Source organism: Noviherbaspirillum aerium, from assembly GCF_008929045.1.
Taxonomy (GTDB): Bacteria; Pseudomonadota; Gammaproteobacteria; order Burkholderiales; family Burkholderiaceae_D; genus Noviherbaspirillum; species Noviherbaspirillum aerium.
Genome location: NZ_VFAH01000010.1, coordinates 123,133 through 141,129, shown reverse-complemented (window position 1 = coordinate 141,129; position 17,997 = coordinate 123,133). Strand labels below are relative to the sequence as shown.

14 protein-coding genes are annotated in these 17,997 nt (G+C 60.6%); 7 read left to right on the top strand and 7 right to left on the bottom strand.

What is annotated here, in order from left to right; all coding sequences use genetic code 11:
• Window positions 1-42: 42 nt before the first annotated feature.
• The 5 genes from FH061_RS16115 to FH061_RS30490 all read right to left on the bottom strand — a co-directional run bounded on the left by FH061_RS16115 (window position 43) and on the right by FH061_RS30490 (window position 8,132).
• Window positions 43-3,210 (bottom strand): glycosyltransferase family 4 protein, encoded by a 3,168-nt coding sequence (locus FH061_RS16115; RefSeq protein WP_151636858.1) that lies wholly within the window; start codon window positions 3,208-3,210, stop codon window positions 43-45.
• Window positions 3,207-4,478, bottom strand: a complete 1,272-nt coding sequence (locus FH061_RS16110; protein ID WP_151636857.1) for a class I SAM-dependent methyltransferase — start codon at window positions 4,476-4,478, stop codon at window positions 3,207-3,209. The genes FH061_RS16115 and FH061_RS16110 overlap by 4 nt, the downstream gene beginning before the upstream one ends.
• A 367-nt stretch (window positions 4,479-4,845) precedes the next feature.
• A complete protein-coding gene (locus tag FH061_RS16105; RefSeq protein WP_151636856.1) occupies window positions 4,846-6,096 on the bottom strand; it encodes a tetratricopeptide repeat protein in 1,251 nt (416 codons plus the stop codon).
• Between the two features lie 222 nt (window positions 6,097-6,318).
• Window positions 6,319-7,701, bottom strand: a complete 1,383-nt coding sequence (locus FH061_RS16100) for a FecR family protein (RefSeq protein WP_151636855.1) — start codon at window positions 7,699-7,701, stop codon at window positions 6,319-6,321.
• Between the two features lie 200 nt (window positions 7,702-7,901).
• Window positions 7,902-8,132 (bottom strand): hypothetical protein, encoded by a 231-nt coding sequence (locus FH061_RS30490; RefSeq protein WP_192805091.1) that lies wholly within the window; start codon window positions 8,130-8,132, stop codon window positions 7,902-7,904.
• On the opposite strand from FH061_RS30490, the gene FH061_RS16095 reads away from it, so the two are divergent.
• The 4 genes from FH061_RS16095 to FH061_RS16080 all read left to right on the top strand — a co-directional run bounded on the left by FH061_RS16095 (window position 8,116) and on the right by FH061_RS16080 (window position 12,640).
• A complete protein-coding gene (locus tag FH061_RS16095; RefSeq protein ID WP_192805090.1) occupies window positions 8,116-9,924 on the top strand; it encodes a CHASE2 domain-containing protein in 1,809 nt (602 codons plus the stop codon). The two genes, FH061_RS30490 and FH061_RS16095, sit on opposite strands and share 17 nt — an antisense overlap.
• Before the next feature lie 48 nt (window positions 9,925-9,972).
• Window positions 9,973-10,302 carry a VanZ family protein gene (locus FH061_RS16090; RefSeq protein WP_151636853.1) on the top strand — a complete coding sequence of 110 codons (330 nt, stop codon included), beginning with the start codon at window positions 9,973-9,975 and terminating at the stop codon, window positions 10,300-10,302.
• A gap of 71 nt (window positions 10,303-10,373) precedes the next feature.
• Complete coding sequence (locus FH061_RS16085) at window positions 10,374-11,174, top strand: Crp/Fnr family transcriptional regulator (protein ID WP_225984700.1); 801 nt, start codon at window positions 10,374-10,376, stop codon at window positions 11,172-11,174.
• 206 nt (window positions 11,175-11,380) lie between these two features.
• Window positions 11,381-12,640: an ABC transporter ATP-binding protein gene (locus FH061_RS16080; RefSeq protein ID WP_151636852.1), complete on the top strand. Its 1,260-nt coding sequence runs from the start codon at window positions 11,381-11,383 to the stop codon at window positions 12,638-12,640.
• Window positions 12,641-12,868: 228 nt separating this feature from the next.
• On the opposite strand, the gene FH061_RS16075 is transcribed toward FH061_RS16080, so the two are convergent.
• The gene (locus tag FH061_RS16075) at window positions 12,869-13,567 is read right to left on the bottom strand and encodes a pirin family protein (protein WP_151636851.1); all 699 of its coding nucleotides are present in this window, start codon (window positions 13,565-13,567) and stop codon (window positions 12,869-12,871) included.
• A 381-nt stretch (window positions 13,568-13,948) separates the two neighbouring features.
• On the opposite strand from FH061_RS16075, the gene gluQRS reads away from it, so the two are divergent.
• Complete coding sequence (gluQRS, locus tag FH061_RS16070) at window positions 13,949-14,818, top strand: tRNA glutamyl-Q(34) synthetase GluQRS (protein WP_151636850.1); 870 nt, start codon at window positions 13,949-13,951, stop codon at window positions 14,816-14,818.
• A gap of 328 nt (window positions 14,819-15,146) precedes the next feature.
• On the opposite strand, the gene FH061_RS16065 is transcribed toward gluQRS, so the two are convergent.
• The gene (locus FH061_RS16065) at window positions 15,147-16,595 is read right to left on the bottom strand and encodes a DEAD/DEAH box helicase (protein ID WP_151636849.1); all 1,449 of its coding nucleotides are present in this window, start codon (window positions 16,593-16,595) and stop codon (window positions 15,147-15,149) included.
• Between the two features lie 303 nt (window positions 16,596-16,898).
• On the opposite strand from FH061_RS16065, the gene FH061_RS16060 reads away from it, so the two are divergent.
• Window positions 16,899-17,303 (top strand): MbcA/ParS/Xre antitoxin family protein, encoded by a 405-nt coding sequence (locus FH061_RS16060; protein ID WP_318841022.1) that lies wholly within the window; start codon window positions 16,899-16,901, stop codon window positions 17,301-17,303.
• On the top strand, window positions 17,304-17,975 hold the full coding sequence (locus tag FH061_RS16055) for an RES family NAD+ phosphorylase (protein WP_151636848.1): 672 nt from the start codon (window positions 17,304-17,306) through the stop codon (window positions 17,973-17,975). It begins immediately after the preceding gene.
• Window positions 17,976-17,997: the final 22 nt, after the last annotated feature.

The window sequence follows — 17,997 nt, the reverse complement described above, 5'->3', positions numbered from 1 at the left end:
ACTAGGCGTGTCGCTTGTACGCAACAGCCAACTCACCTTCTATTAGTCCGCTTCCAGCCTTGCCTGGGTGACACAACCTTCGATCAGGTTGTACAGGCGGCGCGACAGGCGGCGAGTATTGTGCCGGTCGACATATGCCTTGGCCTTGCCTATATATTCCTGCGCACGGTTACCCTCTCCCAACTCGCGCAGCAGCGCATCGACGCCCTTGGCCAGCGCATCGGCGTCGGTGCCGGGCAACACGCCGCAGGAACTGGCCACGTCGCCGAAGATGGGCAACGGCGTGATCGCTACCGGGCGCTCCGCCACCAGGGCCATGCGAACCGCGGCTGACGAGGATTCCTCGCTGTGCTGGTAAGGAAAGGCGATCAGGTCGGCCAGCGACAGCATGGCGAGGGATTCTTCTTCCGGGAGGAAATCGGTTTGCAGGGTGACATGGTCCCCGAGCTTGAGTTCGGCAATGCGTTTCTGGATATGCCTCAGCTCCGCGCCGGAGGCTTCTTCCGAATAGAAGGCATTGACCATCAGCAGGTGAAGGTCGGGATGGGCGGCGATCAGGCGCGGCATGGCTTCCACCATCACCGACAGGCCCTTGTGCGGCATCAGGAAACCATAGGTGACAAGCAGTTTCTTGCGTGTCAGCCTGAGGCGCTGGCGCAGCGTGGCACGGGCGGCCTCATCGGGCAATGCCACCGGATACACGCCCAGGGGCAGCAGCGTCACATTGTCGTGGTATCCCCATTTCTTGAGGCGCTGGACATCGCCGACGGCATGCACGATCAGGCGTTCGCAACGGGAAAGCGCGGCGCGGTGATCGGCCAGCGTTTCCGCAATGCTGCTGCTGGTGTTGTGGAAAAACACGAAGACCTTGATGCCTGCATCCGTCAGCCGGTTGACCAGCTCGCTCAACGCCGCCAGCGACATGAATGCCCAGTTGAACTGGATAACGATCGCATCGAGCTTCTCAGCGATGGCCTGTTCGATCACATGCGGCAGCTGCCCGGTGCCGAGCGTCCAGTTGCGGACCACATTGGCGCCGTCGGGCATTTCGACGGTTTCATTGACCGGCGTGTAGACGCGCAGGTTGGTTGAGGGAAATGCGGCGCTCAGGTGGGACGAGTACGCGGCGATACCGCAGCGGCTGCCCCAGGTGCTGACCCAGCCGATGCGGGGCGGCGGCAGCGGTGCGGGCTGCGCATTGATGGCGGCCAGCGCTTCCATGGTGCGCTCGGCGGCCTGACGCCAGGTATAGCGGGCGGCGATGTATTCGCGGGCGCGGGCGGTCTTGCGCTCGCGTTCCTGGGGCGACAGCGTGTGGAGCTCGCGCAGCCTCTGCTTGAGGCTTTCCACGCTTGGCTCCGCCCAGAGCGAACCCGGCAGGTCGATATGGGTTTGCGCCAGCTCGGGGTTGTAGTCCACCAGCCAGACCGTCTCGTCATTGGCGAAATCGAGCTGGCCGCCCCATGCGGTGGTAATGACGGGCAGACGGTGCAGCATCGCTTCCGCGACCGGGAGGCCGAAGCCCTCTCCCCGGCTCGGCGCAACCAGCACCTGGCAGGCATGGTAAAGGCCGACAATCTGCTCGCCGGTCCAGTCTTCCTCGATCAGTTCCACTCGCGGGAAGGCGGGATCGCTTGCGCGCAGCGCCGCAAGCTGCTGCGCCACGTCGTTGTGCGGATTGGGGAAGGTCTTGATGATGAGCGATACGTCGTCGGTATTGCGGAACACTTCGCCGTAGGCCTTGAGCAGCACATCCACGCCCTTGCGAGGGAAACACGACGACACATGCAGGAAACGGAAACCGCCCGGCAGAACGCGCGGCGGCGGCGCGGGAACGACATCGAACAGATGATCGACGCCATTGCCGACAATGGCCATCGGCGTGCGCACCCCGGCGTCGCGCAGCACCTTGGCTGTCTGGCTGGAGACGACGGTGATGAGGTCAAGCGTCTGGTTGAAGCCTTCCGCATATTTTTCGGGGAAGGCTGTCTCTTCCCAGGCGTAATTGGCAAGCACGCGCCGCGCGCCGCGCATGTCGCGCACCACCGGCGGCCAGGCATTGCGCATCGATACGCCGGGCGGCAGCCGTTCCTCGCTGCGCTTCCACATCTGTTCAATGCGCTGCGGCTGCTCGACGGCATGGAAGTTCGGCGCGGGCGCCGGGCCCTGCTCGTAGGTGAACAGGGCAACGCGCTCACCGATGTCTTCCAGCGCCATGGCGAGCTGCCGGTTGACGATGGCAAGGCTGTAGCTGGAATCGAAGACGCCTTCGACGCGGCACAGCGGGCGTTCGAAAGCCTCGGCGGACGGAGTGGCTGGCGTGGTCTGATTGTGCGGCGCCTCGATATCATGCTGCGCCAGCCAGCGGACGAGCGCGGCGCGCTGGGCTTGTTCGCCGTGCGCCTGCAGCAGGGCCTGCTGGCCGTCGAGGGTACGGCGGCGGATCGGCGGATCGGTTGCCAGCAAGAGCAGCAGGCCCGCAAGTTCTTCGTCGGTGGCATCCGCCACGCCGATGCCGGCGCCGGCAAAGCCTTTGTCGGCGGCAAGCATGGCCACTACGGGCACCTGGCACAGCATGCTTGCGTACAGGTTCTGGCCGCTGCTCAGCGGATCGAGCAGGATCGCATCGGCGCCTTGCAGCGCACGTCCGCAGGCCGGGCCGGACGTCGGCAGCACATCGATTCCCGCCTTGCGCAACGCAGCCTCTTCCCTGCCCTCCTGCACCGCCACGGCAAAGCTGACGGGTCCCTTGACCAGGCGGACGAGGTGATCGCGTATGCGTACCAGCCGCTGCGCGTCGTCGGCCAGGCCTGCCGCGAAGGCGACGAATGCATAGCCGTCATGGCCCTCGCGCGCCGCCAGCGGCAGCGGCAAGTCTGCCAGGAAGGCCTGTTCGTCGAAGAGGAAGGGAAGCATGTCCGCAATTTCCGCATCGGCCTGCTCCCGGCCGGACATATCTTCGTCGGACGCTGCCGGCGGCAGGGGCAACAGGCCCGGCCTGACATCGATACGCCGGCCTGAGCCTGCAGCCGCCTGCGGCGCCGGGTGTCCGGGCAAGTGGAATGCGAGGCATGGGCCAGCGGGGCCGGCGGCGCCTGTCGCGGCGATGCCGAGGTCGTTCAGGCGGGCCGTCAATGCCGCGGCATAACGCTGCGCGTCGCTGCCGCTTTCCAGTTGGGGCCAGAGAAGTTGGATGGAAGTGATGGTCATAGCGGTTTACGGGCAACCAGTGCGTAATCCTGCTCGCAGAACAGGAGCTTGTTGAGATGACGGGCAGCCGGCGTGTCTTCGGGAAATTGCTGCTCCGCCGGCCATGGATGCGTACGCACGATGCGCACATCAATGAAGCCGAAGTAACGCGCGAAATAATCGAGCAGCGGCGGCGGCAGCGGTTTGATATGGGTCGGATCGAGCCAGAAGCTGTAGCCGGCCACCTGCAGGTTTTCGGGGTTGGGCGTTTCCAGGATGATCACGCCGCCTGGCCGCAATACTTTTTTCGCTCCCGCGAACATGCGCATCAGCACTTCCAGCGGAAGATGCTCCACCACCTGGAAGGCGGTCACCGCGCCGACACTTTCCGGCGCCGCGCTTTCGAGGAACGGGAGCATGTCGCCCTGGATGACGTTGCTGCCGCCTTCCCGGGCCAGCTGGAGCATGCCGGCGTCCGAATCGATGCCGATGGAATGGAGTCCCTGGCGCTGCAGGATGCGCAGCCATTCGCCGCGCCCGCATCCGAGATCGATCACCGGGTCCTGCTCGCCGCCGACGCCGGCTTCGCTGATGAAGCCCAGGTAGGGCTCGAAGCGGGCTTCGATGGCCGAGGATTCGCCGCGATAAAGATTTTCCAGCGCAAGGTAATAGTCGCCGAAGTCCTGTTCGCCATCCGCGGCGGGCGTGCCGCTGCGGCCGGATGTTTCGAGCAGCGTCAGGCGGTTTTCGCTGATGGCCAATGCCTGCTGGAGCTGCTTGAGAGTGCGCTCCATCCCGGCCATGCGTTCGTCCTGCGCCGCGGCTTGCACCTTGCTGTTTTCGCGTTCGGCGGCCAGCCTGGCCTCGAAGTCGGTCGACAGATTCCGGGAAGACTCGGCGACGCGTTGAGTGAGATTGTGCGACACCTCGCCGATCAACCGGTTGATGTGCTCGCTTTGATGGATAAGGTGATGATCAAGCTGGTTCAGATGGGCGTTGACGCGCCGGCGGAACAGGAGGAAGCCCTTGGCCTTGCGCCCGACCGTTCGCACGACCGGCAGCCTGACCGCCAGCCAGCGCGGGGAGTAGCCGGTGAGACGCCAGGCCTTGAGGGCGTTGACGATCCTGCGGGGCAGCGGGCCGGAGGCGGCGAAGCGCCTGACCAGTTCCTGCGTCGCGGTGAGCTTTGCCGGTGAAAATGCAACGCGTTCCGGCGGTTCTTCCAGCAGATCTTTCAGACGCTGCTCGAGGGCGGGGACATTGTGTGTTGAAGTATGAAGCTTCGGCATCGTTATGCGCCTGTTGATTTCAAATCTGTCGTTGTAGTCGTATGGACCTGGTCCGCGGCGATGGCACCGGCGCGGCAGGCTTTTCAATTTCGGGATCGGGCAAGCGCAAAGCGCCTGCGAGGCGCAATGCACCGCTCCGCCCGGAATCACTGCAGCGCGCGCAGCGCCATCGTCTGCATTGCGCTGCAAGACACCGGAGGCGTGATGCCGGGCGGTCGTCTTGTATTGGGAGGACTGGCTATTCCTGCGCAGGTCATCATCGCGGCAGCCCGATGGCAGGGCCGCGATCCATGCAGGCGAGAGTTTACCACTGTCGGATTACCGGCGTGACAACATCGCACCTTGCGGGAAAGGCGCCTGATGTTGCTCAAAATACATCGACCTGGTATTGCCAGCTCAGGCTGAGCGTACGGCTGTTATAGGGAAACAGGGGAATGTTGTCGCGGCTTTGCAAGCCCTCCCATTCCAGCCGCCACACGCCAGCGGTCATGGGGTTTTTCTCCATCTGGATACCGACATGCATCTGCCGCTGCATGCTGCGATGCCTGCGCTCGCCGAACAAGACGCTGTATTGCGCTTCGTCCTGCAGGCGCCGCAGGCGCAGGCCCGCATCAAGGCGATAGGTTTCCGACATCAGCCACTGGCCGCCAAGGTTCAGGTAGTGCCCGCGCCTGTCCATGCCGGGCCGGGCATTGCTTGCGAGGTCGGCCACCCTGCCCGCCGTGGCGCGCAGTCCCAGCCGGTCGGTCGGCGCCCAGCGCATGCTGATGCCGGTCTCGATGATCTTGTTGTCATAAGCCGGCTGATGAGGATAGCGCCAGCGGCTAAGGGAAAGCTCGGCGCCGAACCGCGGCTGTCCCGGCCGGGCAACCGGAAGCCATACTGCGCCTCGCGCGAGCAGACCCTTCTGGTGGCTTCGCTCGTCCAGCGACAGATGGGTGGCGACGGCATCGAACTCCTGCAGCCACCTGCCGAACACGCGCTGCTGTGAGATACCGGCCATCAGGGAACGCTGATTCAATTCCTGGACGCTCGGATACTGCTTTTCCGTCAAGCCGGCAAACCAGGAAACGCCTGGCAGCGCCTGGATCTCCTGAACATAGTTTGCGCTGACGGCTGCCAGAACCGAAGCTTTCGGCGTAAAGCCTTCGAGGTTCACTGTCGTCACGCCCAGGGGCAGGACGATGTCGATGGCCGTGTTGGCGAGCCCCCGATTGGCATTGTCGGTATGTCCGCCGCCGACCGTGAAGGTGAAGCGGCCTTTCGGCGCCACCGCCGGGGCACAACCCGACTTGCGGTAATGCGTGATCAGTTCCTGAATGGCGGGCGGCGGCTGGAATTGCTGCTCGACGTGATCGAAAATCCGGCGCGCCCTTGCGGCATCGCCCTGCTCGCAGTACAGCAGCGCGAGGTCAAGCCATGCGCCGGCGTGATTGGGAGAGGTTTTCAGCAGATCCTGGATCTGATCGATCGCGCCGGGGGTGTTGCCCTGTTCCATCAGCTGCAATGCCTCCTGATACGGATCAGGAGGATTCGCTACTGCCTGGGCACGAGTATTCGTTGCCAGAACCAACGCGCAGAGCGCAAGGCCTAGCTTGTGGAGCTTGTTGCTGTTCATGCCTTTGCCTGCTGACTCGCCGGCCTTTTTATTTTCATTGTTCTATCGACGTGGCCGGTCGGACCGGGCTATCCATTGAAGTGAAAAGAAGGGATGCGTGGAATTCGAAATAGCATGCAGGCGGCGCCTTGCTTCATGATGCCCATGCCGCATTTCACGGAATGGATGAGCAATTCGCCGCCTGCGATAAAAGAATCAGGGAATGGTCAGGAATGCCTGGGTTTACCGGCTCCAGTAAGTTGCGCCGACCGCCAGTTCCCGTTCATTGATGCGCTGTTCGAACAGGTATCCCGCCTGCTGGCCGCCGTTGGCGAGCGCACCGCGGACCGTTGCGGACGATTTGATGTTGTCGCTGAACATGAGGCCATTCCCGGTAATCCCCCCGTTTGCCGCCACGTCCACCGCATGGCTTTCATTCACCAGCTTGAAGCTCGTATCGAACTCCCGGTTGTTGAAGTTGATTCTCAACGCCGGATTTTCGATTCTTGCGGTCGTCAGCCTGCTTGTTGCCTCATTCAGGATATAGCTTTCATGCGATTGCAGCGCAAAGTTGAAAATGCCTGCGCCTGGCATGGCCATGTCGGTTTGCATATTTCTTGCCAATCCAAACACCGAATTCGCCAGACTGACAACAGCCAATTGCTTGTCGGCTTCCACCGCGCTCCAGTCCTTGCCCGCCGTTGATGCGCTTGCGCCCGCAAAGGGCTGCCAGCGTCCCCAGAATACTGCCTGTGCGGGGGGCGGCGGCGCAGGCAACGAAGGCTCCGCTACCGGCGGAGTCACGACTGGCACCGCTGGCGGCGTCGCAGTCTTCTGCTCCAGCTGCAGTTTTTCCTGCAAGGCGATTCCCTGCTTGAGGGTGATGGCCTGGTTGCCTGCCAGGTCGGCGCTGGTCGTCGTGCCGCTGGCCGCCGCGCCCTTCTCCACCTTCTCGCCGGGCAGCGGCGGTGCCACCACATCCGGCCGCAGATTCGACGATTCGCGGTCCAGCAGCGCAGGACGGCTGTCGCCGCGGCGAAGCTGGAGCATCATCCCGGATTGCTGTGCATACAATTCCGCTCCCTGGATGCCGTTGCAAGGCCCGGTTCCGCTCGGTGCGCAGCTGTCATTGAAGCCGCTCATGACAATACCGCCCGACGTCACGGTGGCACGGGTGACTTCGGCATTGGCGAAAACGGTAAAGTCGGTGCCGCGAATGCCGATCGCGGCAACCGGAGTGTTCAGCCTGTATTTGTCTTTTGCGCTCTGCGCGCCGACGCCGGATACGCTTCTCAGCACACCGTACTTGAGCGTGGTCTTGATCCGGCTTTCCTGCGGCTTGTCCGCCGCGTATTCATAGAGATCAAACTGAACTGCGGAATTCGGACGCAGGCTGACGAAGCCCTGGTCGCGCGTCTTTACATAGATGTAACCATCCGCCTTGGTGACGAGCTCGTCGCCCTGCTTGATCGCCTCGCCGATTTTTGCGGCGCGTGTCGAACCGCCGTTCGCCACCTGCACCTGTCCAGAGGCGAATACGATATCCCCGACCACGGACTGGGCCGCGGCAGGAAGACAAGCAAGCAATGCCGTCACATGCAGGGCTGAGATCAGAAAACGAAACATGTTTATCCCATCCACCAACACACTGAAACATAAGAAACATTATTAGTTATTGCCAGAAACTATCACAATTTGCAAAGCGGAGCAAAGCCAGCCTCCGAAGTGTGTGTTTTCCGTACTTGTCCGAATTATCATAGATCCCTGTCCATACTTGCCTTATTGCCATTCCTGGTGCGCGGATTGCGGCTGAATGGCTGCAAGAATCAGTTTGCCCTGGAGTGCCGGCGCAAGGCCGGAAAGGCGCCACCCAGCAGGATGCACCGGCGAATCCGCTTCAATGGTTTCCAGCCGACTTCTTCTTCGTTGCCGCAGGGGATGACGCTATACTTGCGCCCACATTCTCTTTTGAGCGCATGCCAGGTTGCTTCATTGACATTGATGACAATCTGCAACCATGCCTGCCTTTGCATTGTCTTCATGTCGGCCACCTCCATACGTATCCTGATTGCGCTGAGCACGGTACTACTGACCTTGTGGTCCCAGTGGTCGGTGGTGCCCGGAGAATCGCAGCTTGCCAATGAATGGCTGCGGGATCACTTCATCCGGATGCGCCTGGCCGATGTACCCGAAAAACGCATTGCCGTGATCGACATTGATGAAGATAGCCTGGCCGCCGTGGGCCCGTGGCCATGGCCGAGGTCGCGCATGGCCGATCTCGCGGAAAATCTGCTGCTGGCCTATGGCGCCAAAGCCATCGCCTTCGATATTGTCTTTCCTGAAAAAGCCGACCAGGATGGCGACGCCCATCTTGCCATGCTGGGGCGTACCAACCCGATCGTATTTGCCCAGGCATTCGACTATGCAATGCGAACCACCCCATTGCATGTCGGCAAGATCAGCGGCGACGTTCCCGTCAGGAGCGGGCGCGAGACCGTATCGGCCACCGGCTATATCGGCAATCATGCGGGCCTGGCCCAGAGCACCGCATTAGGCAATATCGGCATGCTGCCGGACGCGGACGGCATGGTGCGCCGCCTGCCCCTCTTTACCAGGTATGACGGGCGCCATTTCCCGACGCTCTCGCTGGCGCTGCTCGGCTGCTGCGATCACAGCATCGACGGTCTGCAGCAACAGGACGGGTACTGGCGCGTGCCTTATGCCAGACCCTGGAGCGCCTACACCTTTGTACCCGCGGCCGACATCCTCAACCTTTCCGCTCCGCGCGACATGATCGAGGGGCGCCTGGTGCTGATCGGCTCGTCTTCCCTCGGCCTGTCCGACCGGGTGTCCACGCCGCTGGCCACGTCCACTCCGGGCGTACTTGTCCACGCAGCGGCATTGACGCATTTCCTCGACAGGCAGCCGCAGCCCGGCTCATCCATCCTGGCCAACTCCGGCAGGATGGCTGCCGTCCTGTATTCGGTGATAGTGGCGCTGATGGTCATTTTCACCCTGCCGCGCCTGTCGGCCATCGCCAACGTTGCACTGCTGCTCGGCAGCTCGCTGCTATGGATCGGCATGGCCTACTGGCTGAGCGGCCATGACCCGTCGTTTTCCACCACGGGACCGATTGCGGCAAATCTTCTTCTGCTCGCCGTCGCGGTGCCGTTCGACTGGCAACTGGCGCAGCGCAGATCCCGGTATCTGCTGGGGACCTTGCAGCAGTATGTGGCCAAATCGGTGGTGAACGAACTGCTGCGAAGCGATCTGGCCGATCCGCTCGCGCCTCGGCAATGCCATGTCACCACGCTGATTGCCGATATGGAGGGCTACACCGGCCAGGTCGAATCCCTGTCGGTGATCGAGGCCGCCCAGCTGACCCGTGATTTCCTCGACTGCCTCACCCGGCCGGTGCTGGAACGGCAAGGCACCCTGGACAAGTACACCGGCGACGGCCTGGTCGCCTTTTGGGGCGCCCCGCTTCCTATCAGCGATCATGCCGATCTGGCGCTCGACGCGGCCAAGCAGATTCTTCTGGAAGTGCAGCAGCTCAGCGCCGCGCGAAAGGAAAAAGGGCTGGCGCCGCTGCGGGTCCGTATCGGCATTGAAAGCGGAATCGCCATGGCGGGAGATTTCGGCACGCGTTTTCGCAGCGTGTACACCGCTGTGGGCGACAGCGTGAACGTGGCCTCGCGCCTGGAAGACTTCGCGCGCGACCTGCCTTACAACATTATCGTTGGCGAAGGCACCGTCAATCTTGCACGCCGGCATGAATTTATCCGCATCCGCGAAGTCGTACTCCGGGGCAAGGGAAAATCGACCGTGCTCTACACTGTTGCCTTATAAACAAGCATCGTTACCGGTGCAGTTTCACAACGTTGAAAAATGGAAATAATGAGTTGGCCGCTTGCGGCATTTGCGTTTTTCGTCGCGGGAATTTCAGTAGGATGCCTGACGCCCGCCCGACTGCTTCCCCGTTTGCCCAATGACAAGCTGATGCACTTTCTCGCCTATCTGGTCCTGTCCCTGATCGCCACCAGAATCGCATCGAGCCTGAACGAGTTTCTGTGCTGGGCCATTGGTTTGTTCTGCCTGGGAGTATTCATAGAATTCCTGCAGGATTTTTTGCCAGATCGTAAATTCTGCTGGAAAGATGTTGGCGCAAATACAGCAGGTATTGTTCTGATTGCCCTATTTTCGCCACATTTAGTCCTGATTCGCTGAAACGAGCCGACGTGTCGCAGGGCGGGGTTGCTATAATAAATTTTGGTTGAAGGAAACTGGGAAACGATCGAATGGCCTTGAATGAACAGCAAGTTGCGAATGAGAGTGATGTCGCTGCCAACATGCCGCCTAGTTCGTCCGCCGAACAAATGGATGCCAGTGCGTCCGCGATCCAGGGACAACCTCCGGGACAAGTGAATTACCAGATCCATCTCCGCCGCATTCCATTGCTGGAGCAGCTGTCGGAAGAAGACATGGAGATGGTGAAGAAAAGCCTGCGCATCAAGCGTTACGGCAAGCGGGAAGTCGTGCTGCAAAAAGGCGGCAAGGGGGATAACCTGCTGTTCCTGCTGGCGGGCCAGTTGCAGGTGGTGGATATCACCGAGGACGGCCGGGCGGTCGGCCTGCGCATGCTGCAACCGGGCGAGTTCTTTGGAGAGATTGCAGTCATCAACAATTCGACGCGTTCGGCTTCCGTCGTCGCGCTGAGCGAAGTGCTGGTTGCCTTCCTGCCAAGCGCAAATGCGCTGCATCTCTTCTCGCATTCGCCGACCGTGGCCAATCACATGCTGCGCCACCTCGCGCAGAAGATCCAGCGGGATTCCGAATTCCGTGCGCTGCTCAGCATTCACAATACCTCGCGCCGCATCTATACCTTCCTCGGCCTGATCAAGAAGCAGGACGGGCAGAGCAATGAAGTGGTGGAGAATCTTCCCACCCACCAGGACATTGCGAGCATGGTCAACACCAGCCGCGAAACCGTGACCCGCGCGCTATTGATGCTGGTGCAGCAAGGCATCGTCCAGAAGGATGCACACCGGCTGATCATCCTGAAACCCAACGAATTGAAGAAGCTGGCGCAAGGAAGCTGATTGCCGCGCCCGGGATGAACTCTCCGGTGTCGGGCCACTCTGCTTTATGCGTGGCATCATAGAGATTTGTAATCTCGCTTCAATCTCATCATCACTTGATGTAATGTTGCGTGTTTAACATTTCGCAGGGCGGGTTTCGCCTTGCCGGCGGTCAGCAGGCGCACCAAAGCTGCCGCTTCCCTTATTTCGCAAGACACGACAATTTCATGGGCAGCATTCACGTTACCAACCTTGGCAAGGCTTATAAACAATACCGCAATCAGTGGTCGCGGCTTGCCGAGTGGATTTCCCCGAGCAGCGCCGCGGTGCGGCACCACCTCAAGTGGGTGTTACGGGATATCAACTTCAAGATCGAATCCGGCGAGGCGGTCGGCATCATCGGAATCAATGGCGCCGGCAAGAGCACGCTTCTCAAGCTGATCACCGGTACCGCCCAGCCAACGACGGGCAATGTCACCATCCATGGCAAGGTGGCGGCGCTGCTGGAACTGGGAATGGGGTTCCATGGGGAATTCACCGGCCGCCAGAACGTTCATATGGCCGGCCAGCTTATCGGCCTCAGCTCCGAGGAAATCAATACCCTGATGCCGCAGATCGAGGCTTTTGCGGAAATCGGCGAGTACATGGATGAACCGGTCCGGGTGTATTCCAGCGGCATGCAGATGCGCCTGGCGTTCAGCCTTGCCACGGCCAAGCGGCCGGATGTCCTGATTGTCGATGAAGCGCTTTCCGTCGGTGACGCCTACTTTCAGCACAAGAGCTTCGACCGTATCCGTGAATTCCGCAAGCAGGGCACCACGCTGCTGATCGTATCCCATGACAAGGGCGCGATTCAGTCGGTATGCGACCGCGCCATCCTGCTGGATGCGGGCCGCATCGCAAAGGAAGGCGAGCCGGAGGAAATCATGGATTTCTACAATGCCATGATCGCCGAGCGGGAGAACCAGACGGTGCGCCAGGAGAAGCTGTCCGACGGAAAAGTGAAAACCATTTCCGGCACCGGCGAAGCGACAGTCACTTCCATCGCATTGCTGAATGAAAGCGGACAGCCGGTGGAAGTCGTCGATGTCGGCAGCACGGTCACGCTGAAAATCACCGTCCGGGCCAATGCCCATATACCGCGCCTGATTCTGGGTTACATGATCAAGGACAGGCTGGGCCAGCCGATGTACGGCACCAACACTTCCCTCAAGGACCGTCCGATGGACGAAGTCCAGCCGGGAGAAGAGCTGACCTACGCATTCACCTTCCCGATGAACCTCGGGCAAGGGAGTTATTCAATTGCCACCGCGCTCTCCAGCACGGAAACCCACCTGGTGAACAACTACGAGTGGCGCGATCTTGCACTGGTGTTCACGGTGATGAACATCAGCCATGAGAACTTTGCCGGCTGCGCCTGGCTCGATCCGGCCATCAACATCGACCGCATGGAGCCGGCCCTGCTTGAAGGCAAACAGGTTTCCTGACATCGAACAGGCGTGTCTGCGCGCCGCATCACGCGAACCGGCCCGGTGGCTAGAGCGGTTTCACCCTGACCCGCCTGCCGATCCCGGACAGGTTGCCGCCGGCACGGCGTTGTGACTCCTTGCCATGGCTAGGCCATGTTGCGTCGTCACGCCTTGTTCCAGCAGCAATCTGCCTCGGCCTCAACTAGGCCGGTCAAGGCGAAAACGCTCTAGCACCTCGGCATCAGGTCAGGGCAGATCAAACAGCAGGACTTCCGCCGCCTTCCCGTTAATCAGTTCGATACCCGGTTCGTTGGTCAGCTTCACGGCATCGCCGGCTTTGAGCATGCTCTGATTCACCTGGATTTCACCTTTCGCCACATGCAGATAGACACGGCGGCCGGGCTGGATATCCAGCCGCACACTGTCACCGCCGTCGAACAGGCCAGCGTACACCTGCGCATCCTGATGAATCGTCACGGAGCCGTCCCGTCCGTCCGGACTGGCGATCAGGCGCAGACGGCCCTGCTTTTCCTCGGCCTCGAAACGCTTTTCCTCATAACCGGGCTGGATGCCGAAGCGGTTCGGCTCTATCCAGATCTGCAGAAAATGCGCCTGGCGGTCCTTGGCATGGTTGAATTCGGAATGCATGATGCCGCGTCCCGCACTCATCCGCTGCACGTCGCCGGGACGAATCACGCTGCCATTGCCCATGTTGTCCTTATGGGCAAGCTCGCCCTCCAGTACATAGCTGATGATTTCCATGTCGCGATGTCCATGAGCGCCGAAGCCGGCGCCGCCGTCGATGCGGTCCTCGTTGATGACCCGCAAGGGCCCGAAGGCCATATGTTCGGGGTCGTAATAATCGGCAAAGGAAAAGCTGTGATAGGAATCCAGCCATCCATGATTGGCATGGCCCCGCTCTTCGCTCCTGCGCAGTTCGATCATGTGAGATTCCTTTCTTCTGGATACCGGTCCGGTGGTTTCATGCCATGACAGCTGCCGGCTTTGCCGGAAGGCCGGCGGCATTGTGTTAGCCGTTGTTATTGCCATTGCCATTGCACATCAATGGTTGATATCGGGATCGTTCAGCCGCTTACAATATCAGCAAATAGCAAAGGCATCGGCAGCGGGCAAGGTACAAGGCGCATGCCGGTCTGCCAGGCTGCGTTCGATAAGCGTCGCGAGGTTAGGAGCTGAGTTGCGTTGAAGTGCGGGAGCGCACGCGTACGGACGTACGCCGAACACTGCAGGCGCGGATCTGAACCTGGACCGAACAGCGGCTTATCAAACACAGCCTAGACCATTTCGATCAATTCTTTCCAATACATGGACAACACTGCCTATACCGGTCGCTTCGCCCCCTCGCCCACTGGTCCATTGCACATGGGTTCGCTGGTGGCCGCGATGGCCAGTTACCTCGACGCCCGCGTGCATGACGGAACCTGGCTGGTGCGCATTGAAGACATTGACGAGGCACGTGCCATCAAGGGTGCGGACGAAGCGATACTTCAATGCCTGCAGGCATTCGGCATGCGGTGGGATGGTGAAGTCCTGTGGCAAAGCCGCCGCAAGGCCTTGTATGAAGCGGCATTCGCGCGTCTCGGCGAAAATGCCTATCCCTGCGGCTGCACGCGCAGGGAAATCGCGGATTCACGCATCGGCGTCGCCAGCGACGGAGCTGCGGTATATCCAGGCACCTGCCGCGGCGGCCTGGCGGAAGGCAAGACCGCGCGTGCCTACCGCCTGCGCATCGCCGATGCGTGCCGCATTACCTTTACCGACCGCTGGCAGGGTGAAATCTCGCAGCATCTGCCATCCGAAGCGGGAGACTTCGTGCTCAGGCGGGCCGACGGTTTCTGGGCCTACCAGCTTGCGGTGGTGGTGGATGACGCCGATCAGCAGGTAACCGACATCGTTCGCGGCGCCGACCTGCTCGACTCGACACCTCGCCAGATTTATCTGCAGCGCCTGCTGGGGATGCCGACGCCACGCTATCTGCATGTGCCGGTCGTGACCAATTCGGCTGGCGAGAAATTATCCAAGCAGACCGGTGCGCTGGCGCTGGATACCGCCAATCCGCTGCCGGAACTGCTGAGGGCCGCTGCGATCCTGGAGATGCCGCTAAACGGCGTCGGGACAGTGGAGCAATTCTGGCAATCTGCACTGCAGGGCTGGCACAGGCGTTTCGGGGATTGAGACCGCTTCCCCATGGATTCTATTGATTCGACCCGAAAAATGGCTTATTTTTCGGGTCGCTGATCTCACCCTCTGCCTCTGGGAGAGGGCCGGGGTGAGGGAATCCGGGCCCAACATATTTTCGGGCCGGATCTATAGAGCGGATTGCAGTCAAGCATGCTCACTGACTTGGGCGGGATTGGATTGGATGAGCTGCCGCACTCCGGATTCACGCGTGTGGCGCGGCGTACTGCCCGTACGCCGGCGCTCCCGCTTCCCAACGCAACGCGCCCCCCAAACCCGCTCGCAACGCTTGTCAAACACGGGCTAGAGAGCCGTCCAGCCTGTTTCAGCGCTTCTGCAAGCCGCCCAGCAATGCCGCGACCTTTACCTTGGGCGGCTTGCCGTTACCTTGGTCGGAGGCATTGCCGTTCTCTGCCTGCGGCGTAGGCGCTGCAGGCTCGTACGGCTTCAGGAACCAGGGATCGATCTTTTCCTTGCGCGGCGAATGAGAGTTGCGGCCGTACTGGCTGGCACCCCTGCTCATGCCGCCGGATGATGATCGCTCTTCGCTTTCTTCATGGCGCGGCGGCCTGCGGTCCGAAGAACGCTGGGGCACGAAACCGGTGAGCGGCTGACGCGCAATGGTGTGCTTGATCAGCTTTTCGATGTCGGTCAGCAGCCTGGCGTCCTTGTCGGTAAACAGGGAAATCGCATCGCCGGAGGCGCCGGCGCGACCGGTGCGGCCGATCCTGTGGACGTAATCTTCCGCGTTGTACGGCAGGTCGAAGTTGATCACGCAGGGAAGTTCGGCGATATCGAGGCCGCGGGCGGCGACATCGGTTGCCACCAGCACTTCGATTGTGCCCTGCTTGAAGGCTTCCAGCGCCGCCATGCGCTCAGTCTGGGTCTTGTCGCCATGGATCGCCGCCGCCTTGACGCCTTCCTTTTCCAGGTGGCGCGACAGGCGCGATGCACCGATCTTCGTGTTCGAAAACACGATGACCTGCTTGAGTCCGCGCGTGCGGATGATGTGGGCAACCGCTTCCTGCTTGGCGTCTTCTTCCACCTTGAACAGCACCTGGGTTACGTTGTCGGCGGTGGCATTGCTGCGCGCGACTTCGATGGTGACCGGATTCTTGAGGAAGCTGTTGGCCAGCTTCTTGATCTCCGGCGAGAACGTGGCGGAGAACATCAGGTTCTGGCGCTGTTTCGGCAGCAGGTTGATGATGCGCTGCAAGTCGGGCAGGAAGCCCATGTCCAGCATGCGATCGGCTTCATCCATGACGAGAATCTGGGTCTGCGACAGATTGAGCGTTTTCTGCTGCACATGATCAAGCAGGCGGCCTGGCGTGGCGATGACAATTTCGACGCCGCTACGCAACGCGGCGGTCTGCGGCGCCATGTCGACGCCGCCGAAAATCACGGTGGACCTGAGCGGCGTGTGACGGGAATAGGCTTTCACGTTGTCGGCGACCTGGTCGGCGAGCTCGCGTGTCGGCGTCAGGATCAGGGCGCGTACCGGATGCCGTGCGGGCGATGCGCTGGTACTGGCATGGGCCAGCAGCAACTGGATGATCGGCAAGGAAAAACCGGCCGTCTTGCCTGTGCCGGTTTGTGCCGCGCCCATGACATCGCGGCCCTGGAGGACGATCGGGATCGCTTCCGCCTGGATCGGGGTCGGGTGAACATAACCTTGGTCGGCAAGCGCGCGCAAGATGTCGGGCGAGAGTCCGAAGTCGTCAAAACGGACCGCAGGCGTGGCAGGTTGCGTGGGTGCTAACAGGGTGTCTGACATAATCGCTATCTATGGGCCGAGCGGCCGGTTAAGCACAGCATCCCGATGTGGTCGAGCGCTGTCTGGATGAACAACCCTTCATTATACGCCTGCGTTTATACGCTGTTGATTTGTCGCGTTGATGACAGGCGGCTTGGCATGAAGAAAGGCGCAATGGAACCATGTTCTGACCATATCTTGGAAAAAAGATTGCAACGAGTTTTTGAAACTCGCCGGACACCTTCCATTTCTGGAAATTTCTTTGCAATTTTTCTCTTTATGGAATAAATTGAATCTATTCTACTTTCCCTATCGATATCGCCAATGGCCGTACGCTATCCTCGTCCTGCTGCAGGGTTTAGCCCGGATGCCATGTCACCGGCAGCTATCCGCGCGTTCGACAATATTGCGCGTTTATGGCGGCTTGATTTGGAAATGCAGCTGACGCTGCTCGGAAATCCCCCGCGATCAACATTCTATAAATGGAAGAAGGAGCCGGAACTGGCTCGCCTGGGGCGCGATACGCTGGAGCGGATTTCATACGTTCTCGGCATTTACAAGGCACTGCAGATTCTCCTGCCCGATGCCGAAGTTGCCGATAACTGGATCCATAAACCCAATAGCGCCTCCATCTTCGGCGGCCAAAGCGCCCTGCAGCGCATGCTCTCCGGCAATGTTTCAGATTTGTACGTCGTACGCCAATATCTTGATGCCATGCGTGGTGGCTGAATGACTTATCCGTTGGTACGCATTGACTGGCATCCCGCCTTTCGCATCATTCCCACCCGCTTCCCCACCATCAACCTCTTCGACCGGGTAGCCTCGCCCGACGACTTCGATGCCTTGTATGCACTGGAGGCCATGACGAATGACCGCATCCGTGATGAAGTGGGCGAAATCGAACTGGTCCCTAAAGAAGAACGACTGTTTGGGCCGGGGTGCGGTCCGATCATGGCGGCATTCACCCACCTCAATCCATCAGGCAGCCGTTTCAGCGACGGCAGCTTTGGCGTCTTTTACGCGGCATACCAGAAGCAGACGGCGATTGCCGAAACCACCTATCATCAGGCGCGCTTTCTCAAAGCCACGAATGAAGGACCGATACAACTGCAGATGCGGGTCTATCATGTTGAAGTAGCAGGAGAGCTGCATGACTTGCGCGGGTTGGAATCCGATCATCCTGTCTATGATTCAAACGCCTACGGTGTACCTCAGGGGATGGGAAAAACGCTTCGCCAGGAAGGATCAAACGGTGTCGTATACCGAAGCGTCCGCGATCAGGACGGACAATGCATTGCCGCCTTTCGCACCGCGATCCTTTCCAATTGCCGGCATGGCAGCCAGATGCTCTACCAATGGGACGGTTCGGCGTTCTCAGGAATTTATGAGCAAGTTATGTGAACGGCCTGCCTTGCGGGAAATC

Bases quoted from the DNA above. Each gene is read 5' to 3' on its own strand.
- FH061_RS16115 (WP_151636858.1), bottom strand. From the start codon at position 3,210: ATGACCATCACTTCCATCCAACTTCTCTGGCCCCAACTGGAAAGCGGC.
- FH061_RS16110 (WP_151636857.1), bottom strand. From the start codon at position 4,478: ATGCCGAAGCTTCATACTTCAACACACAATGTCCCCGCCCTCGAGCAG.
- FH061_RS16105 (WP_151636856.1), bottom strand. From the start codon at position 6,096: ATGAACAGCAACAAGCTCCACAAGCTAGGCCTTGCGCTCTGCGCGTTG.
- FH061_RS16100 (WP_151636855.1), bottom strand. From the start codon at position 7,701: ATGTTTCGTTTTCTGATCTCAGCCCTGCATGTGACGGCATTGCTTGCT.
- FH061_RS16095 (WP_192805090.1), top strand. From the start codon at position 8,116: ATGTCGGCCACCTCCATACGTATCCTGATTGCGCTGAGCACGGTACTA.
- FH061_RS30490 (WP_192805091.1), bottom strand. From the start codon at position 8,132: ATGGAGGTGGCCGACATGAAGACAATGCAAAGGCAGGCATGGTTGCAG.
- FH061_RS16090 (WP_151636853.1), top strand. From the start codon at position 9,973: ATGAGTTGGCCGCTTGCGGCATTTGCGTTTTTCGTCGCGGGAATTTCA.
- FH061_RS16085 (WP_225984700.1), top strand. From the start codon at position 10,374: ATGGCCTTGAATGAACAGCAAGTTGCGAATGAGAGTGATGTCGCTGCC.
- FH061_RS16080 (WP_151636852.1), top strand. From the start codon at position 11,381: ATGGGCAGCATTCACGTTACCAACCTTGGCAAGGCTTATAAACAATAC.
- FH061_RS16075 (WP_151636851.1), bottom strand. From the start codon at position 13,567: ATGATCGAACTGCGCAGGAGCGAAGAGCGGGGCCATGCCAATCATGGA.
- gluQRS (WP_151636850.1), top strand. From the start codon at position 13,949: ATGGACAACACTGCCTATACCGGTCGCTTCGCCCCCTCGCCCACTGGT.
- FH061_RS16065 (WP_151636849.1), bottom strand. From the start codon at position 16,595: ATGTCAGACACCCTGTTAGCACCCACGCAACCTGCCACGCCTGCGGTC.
- FH061_RS16060 (WP_318841022.1), top strand. From the start codon at position 16,899: ATGGCCGTACGCTATCCTCGTCCTGCTGCAGGGTTTAGCCCGGATGCC.
- FH061_RS16055 (WP_151636848.1), top strand. From the start codon at position 17,304: ATGACTTATCCGTTGGTACGCATTGACTGGCATCCCGCCTTTCGCATC.